The sequence below is a fragment of the Streptococcus sp. GMD4S genome (genome assembly GCF_000296955.1).
In genome coordinates, this window is sequence record NZ_AJRE01000095.1 from 1 (window position 1) to 4,872 (window position 4,872).

Genomic DNA, 4,872 nt, shown 5'->3' on the forward strand with positions numbered 1-4,872 from the left:
TAGATTCCATAGTAACCTCCTAAAGTGAATAGGCTTTTTTGTTGGCTTGCTCCATCTTGCGACCAAACTGGGCAACAGGGAAGCATAGGGCAAAGTAGAGAAGAGCAGCACCTAAAAAGGCTGGGATATAGTTTCCGTTGAGAGCCGACCAAGACTTAGTCACAAACATCAAGTCTACTCCAGAGATGATAGCTACGGTAGAGGTGTTCTTGATGAGGTTAACGATTTGGTTGGTCAAAGGTGGGAGAATGATACGGAAGGCCTGAGGCAAGATAATCAAGCGCATGGCACTGATATAGGTAAAACCTTGCGACAAGGCGGCCTCCATCTGACCACTAGGAATAGACTGAATCCCTGAACGAATAACCTCCGCAATATAGGCACCGTGATAGAGCCCGACGCAGAGAACAGCTGTCCAATAAATTGGAATCATGATGGTGTGTTCACTGATAAGAGGCAAACCATAGAAGACGATGACAAACTGCACCAAGAGGGGAGTATTTTGGTAAAATTCGACAAAGATACGAGCCAAAACACGCAAGAATGGGCGTTTACTAGTTGACATGGCCCCAAAGAAGATGCCCAAAACCATGGCGAGGATAAAGGAACCAACCGCTAGGGCAAGGGTAAAGAGGAAACCATTGAAAAATTGTCCAAAATCCTGAAAATAGGCTGTCCAAGATGATAAATCTGTCATGGGATGTCCTCCTTAATCTGCGGTATGGCTAGATGGTTTGAGTTTGTAACGGTCATAGAGTTTCTGCAAACTACCATCCTTGCTCCATTTAGTGACCAAGCTATCAAGATAGTCGTTTAGCTCGGTATTTGATTTTTTGGTGACGATACCGTAGTCAGATGGCTTGAAACTATCATCTAGTAGTTCTGTCCGTTTGCTGATGTAGCCAGAGAGGATAGAGCGGTCCACGGAAAAGGCATCAATACGGTGAGCGTGAAGGGAAGTAATCAATTCTGGGTAGGAACCAAGTTCGACGAATTTAAAGGTTAGACCTTTCTTTTTACCCAATTCAGTAATCAGGCGTTGGGTGATGGAACCTTGGGCAACCCCAATCGTTTTACCGTTTAGGTCCTCAATACTTTTGATGTTGGCGGATTTATTGACCAAAAAACCAGAAGCGTCCGTATAGTAGGGACTGGTGAAGTTGTATAGTTTTTTACGTTCGTCTGTGATGGTGAAGGTTGCGATATCCATGTCGACCTGTTCATTGTCTAGGAGCGGTCCACGAGTTTGCGCGGTAACAGGAACGTAGCGAATCTTGACTTTGAGTTCGTCTGCAATCATCTTGGCCAAGTCCGTTTCGATACCAGAATAGGTCCCGGTCTTGGGATCCTTGTAGCCAAAATTGGGAACGTCTTGTTTGACACCGACAACTAGTTCGCCTCTTTTTTGAATGTCTGCCACACTGGTATCGGCTTGGACTGGTTTGGCAGCAGTAAGGCTGAAAAGGCTAATCAATAATGCGTATAAAAAGAATTTCTTTTTCATAGGCGCCTCCTTATTTGACTTTGTCACTTTCGTGGTTGATAATTTTGCTGAGGAATTGTTGGGCACGAGGTTCGCTTGGATTGTCAAAAAAGTCATCGACATCTGTCGTGTCTACTAAAACCTCTCCGTCGGCCATAAAGATAATGCGGTCCGCAACTTCACGGGCAAAGCCCATTTCGTGGGTAACGATGATCATATTCATCCCATCATGTGCCAGTTTTTGCATAACTGCTAGAACATCTCCGATGGTTTCAGGGTCAAGGGCAGATGTTGGTTCATCAAAGAGGAGGAGTTCCGGATGCATGGCAAGACCACGTGCGATGGCGATTCTCTGTTTTTGTCCACCAGACAGCATAGCTGGGTAGGAATCTTTCTTGTCCCACATATTTACAAATTCCAGATATTTTTGGGCTGTTTTTTCAGCTTCTTTTTTATCAGTTCCAAGAACTTTAACGGGAGCAAGTGTCACATTTTCTAACACTGTTTTGTGTGGATAAAGATTAAAATGTTGAAAAACCATGCCAACTTCCTTACGAAGAGGAACTAAATCTTTCTGACTAGCACCTGCTACTTGGTGTCCATTGACCAGGAGACTTCCTTTGTCAACAGCCTCTAAACCATTGATCGTACGGATAAGAGTGGACTTCCCAGAGCCGGAAGGTCCAAGCAGGACAACAACTTGTCCTTTTTCAAAACGGAGATTAATGTCGCGGAGTGCGTGGTAGTCTCCGTAATATTTTTCGACGTGTTTAAATTCTACTAAAGCCATGAGAGATCTCCTTTGTGTTATATTTTATAACATGATTCTACACCAAAAGAATGTTCTTGTCAAATCATATCTGAAAAAAATTCACTAAAATGTTATAAAAAAGCAATCTGAATAGAGAAAATGCCTAAATCATGTTATAATGAAACGATAGAATTCTTAGAAAGAGTGGATGTCTTTTTGATAACTCCTACTTATGAATGGCAGTTTGCCCCGCAGGTTGAAGATGCGGATTTTACAAAGATAGCCAAGAAGGCTGGGCTGGGTCCTGAGGTGGCTCGCTTATTATTTGAAAGAGGGATTCAGGATGAAGAAAGTCTAAAGAAGTTTTTAGAACCTTCTTTAGAGGACTTACATGACCCCTATCTGCTCCATGATATGGACAAGGCAGTGGAACGGATTCGTCAGGCCATTGAAGAAGGGGAAAACATTCTCATCTATGGAGACTACGATGCGGATGGTATGACTTCAGCTTCGATTGTGAAGGAAAGTTTGGAACAGCTTGGTGCTGAGTGCCGTGTTTACCTACCCAATCGTTTTACCGATGGCTATGGTCCCAATGCCAGTGTTTATAAATACTTTATCGAGCAAGAGGGTATTTCCTTGATTGTGACAGTGGATAATGGGGTTGCGGGTCACGAAGCAATTGAACTGGCCCAGTCTATGGGAGTGGATGTCATTGTGACCGACCACCATTCCATGCCGGAAACCCTTCCTGATGCCTATGCGATTGTTCACCCTGAGCATCCAGATGCGGATTATCCCTTCAAATATTTGGCCGGATGCGGAGTGGCTTTCAAGCTAGCTTGCGCTCTTTTAGAAGAAGTGCAAGTGGAATTGCTTGATTTGGTCGCTATCGGTACCATTGCTGATATGGTGAGTTTGACGGATGAGAATCGCATTTTGGTCCAATATGGTCTGGAAATGTTGGGACATACCCAGCGCATTGGACTACAAGAAATGCTAGACATGGTTGGAATTGCTGCTAATGAAGTAACAGAAGAAACGGTTGGTTTCCAGATTGCCCCTCGTTTAAATGCCTTGGGGCGCTTGGATGATCCTAATCCTGCCATTGATTTGCTGACTGGATTTGACGACGAGGAAGCTCATGAGATTGCCCTCATGATTCACCAGAAAAATGAAGAGCGCAAGGAAATCGTTCAGTCAATCTATGAAGAAGCTAAGACCATGGTTGATCCTGAGAAAAAGGTCCAGGTTTTGGCCAAGGAAGGCTGGAATCCTGGCGTTCTGGGTATCGTTGCTGGTCGTTTGTTGGAAGAACTAGGGCAGACAGTCATCGTTCTTAATATAGAAGAAGGTCGCGCCAAGGGTAGTGCTCGTAGTGTGGAAGCGGTCGATATTTTTGAAGCTCTGGATCCCCATCGAGACCTCTTTATCGCCTTTGGCGGCCATGCTGGTGCAGCTGGAATGACGCTGGAAGTTGAGAAACTTTCAGATTTATCTCAGGTTTTAGAAGACTATGTCCGTGAAAAAGGTGCAGATGCTGGTGGCAAGAATAAGTTAAATCTAGATGAAGAGTTGGATTTGGAGACTCTTAGTTTAGAAACGGTTAAAAGCTTTGAACGCTTGGCACCCTTTGGGATGGATAATCAGAAACCTGTCTTTTATATCAAGGATTTTCATGTCGAAAGTGCCCGTACTATGGGAGCAGGCAATGCCCACCTCAAACTAAAAATTTCCAAGGGTGAGGCGAGTTTTGAGGTGGTGGCCTTCGGACAAGGGAGATGGGCGACAGAGTTTGCTCAAACCAAGAATTTAGAATTGGCAGTCACCCTGTCTGTCAACCAATGGAATGGCCAAACTGCCCTCCAGTTGATGATGGTGGATGCACGTGTGGAAGGTGTTCAACTCTTTAACATTCGTGGGAAGAATGCAGTCTTGCCAGAAGGGGTTCCAGTTTTAGATTTCTCTGGAGAGGTGCCGGATTTGGCGAATAGTGATGCTGTGGTTGTGAAAACCATTCCCGAGGATATTACCTTGCTGAAGACCATTTTTCAGGAACAGGATTTCTCAGCTGTCTATTTCAAAAACGACATTGACAAGGCCTACTATCTGACAGGTTACGGGACTAGAGAACAGTTTGCAAAATTGTACAAGACTATTTACCAGTTCCCAGAGTTTGATATTCGCTACAAGCTGAAAGATCTGGCGGCTTATCTCAATATCCAACAAATCTTGCTGGTCAAGATGATTCAAGTCTTTGAAGAGCTAGGCTTTGTAACGATCAAAGATGGTGTCATGACAGTCAATAAAGAAGCGCCGAAAAGGGAAATAGCTGATAGTCAGATTTACCAAAATCTCAAACAAACTGTAAAAAATCAAGAAATGATGGCGCTGGGGACAGTGCAAGAAATTTATGATTTTTTAATGGAGTAATAGATAGAAAGGGACTGAGATGACCTATCTCGGTCTCTTTTTGACGGATAAATGCTTGGTGTGGGAGTGGTTGATAAGATAGTCTTTTGAGTGGTCTACTGATGTTAAGATTGGGGAAATGATTCATTTTTATTCTCTTCTATCACTTTATACGATGTCTGCTTTTAAACCTTATGTAGTAAAAGTATAAATTTTTGTAACATGA

4 protein-coding genes are annotated in these 4,872 nt (G+C 43.6%); 1 reads left to right on the forward strand and 3 read right to left on the reverse strand.

Annotated elements, in window-relative coordinates:
* Positions 1 to 19 precede the first annotated feature (19 nt).
* From GMD4S_RS06930 to GMD4S_RS06940, 3 genes are read right to left on the reverse strand one after another with little or no spacing between them, the layout of a single operon-like run.
* A complete protein-coding gene (locus tag GMD4S_RS06930) occupies positions 20 to 697 on the reverse strand; it encodes an amino acid ABC transporter permease (protein WP_000131156.1) in 678 nt (225 codons plus the stop codon).
* Between the two features lie 12 nt (positions 698 to 709).
* Positions 710 to 1,504 (reverse strand): transporter substrate-binding domain-containing protein, encoded by a 795-nt coding sequence (locus GMD4S_RS06935; protein WP_000726200.1) that lies wholly within the window; start codon positions 1,502 to 1,504, stop codon positions 710 to 712.
* A gap of 10 nt (positions 1,505 to 1,514) precedes the next feature.
* Entirely contained in the window at positions 1,515 to 2,273 is a 759-nt protein-coding gene (locus GMD4S_RS06940) for an amino acid ABC transporter ATP-binding protein (protein WP_001229579.1), read from the reverse strand.
* A gap of 177 nt (positions 2,274 to 2,450) precedes the next feature.
* Here GMD4S_RS06940 and recJ point away from each other — a divergent pair, with 177 nt between their 5' ends.
* Positions 2,451 to 4,667: a single-stranded-DNA-specific exonuclease RecJ gene (gene recJ / locus GMD4S_RS06945; RefSeq protein WP_008289394.1), complete on the forward strand. Its 2,217-nt coding sequence runs from the start codon at positions 2,451 to 2,453 to the stop codon at positions 4,665 to 4,667.
* Positions 4,668 to 4,872: the final 205 nt, after the last annotated feature.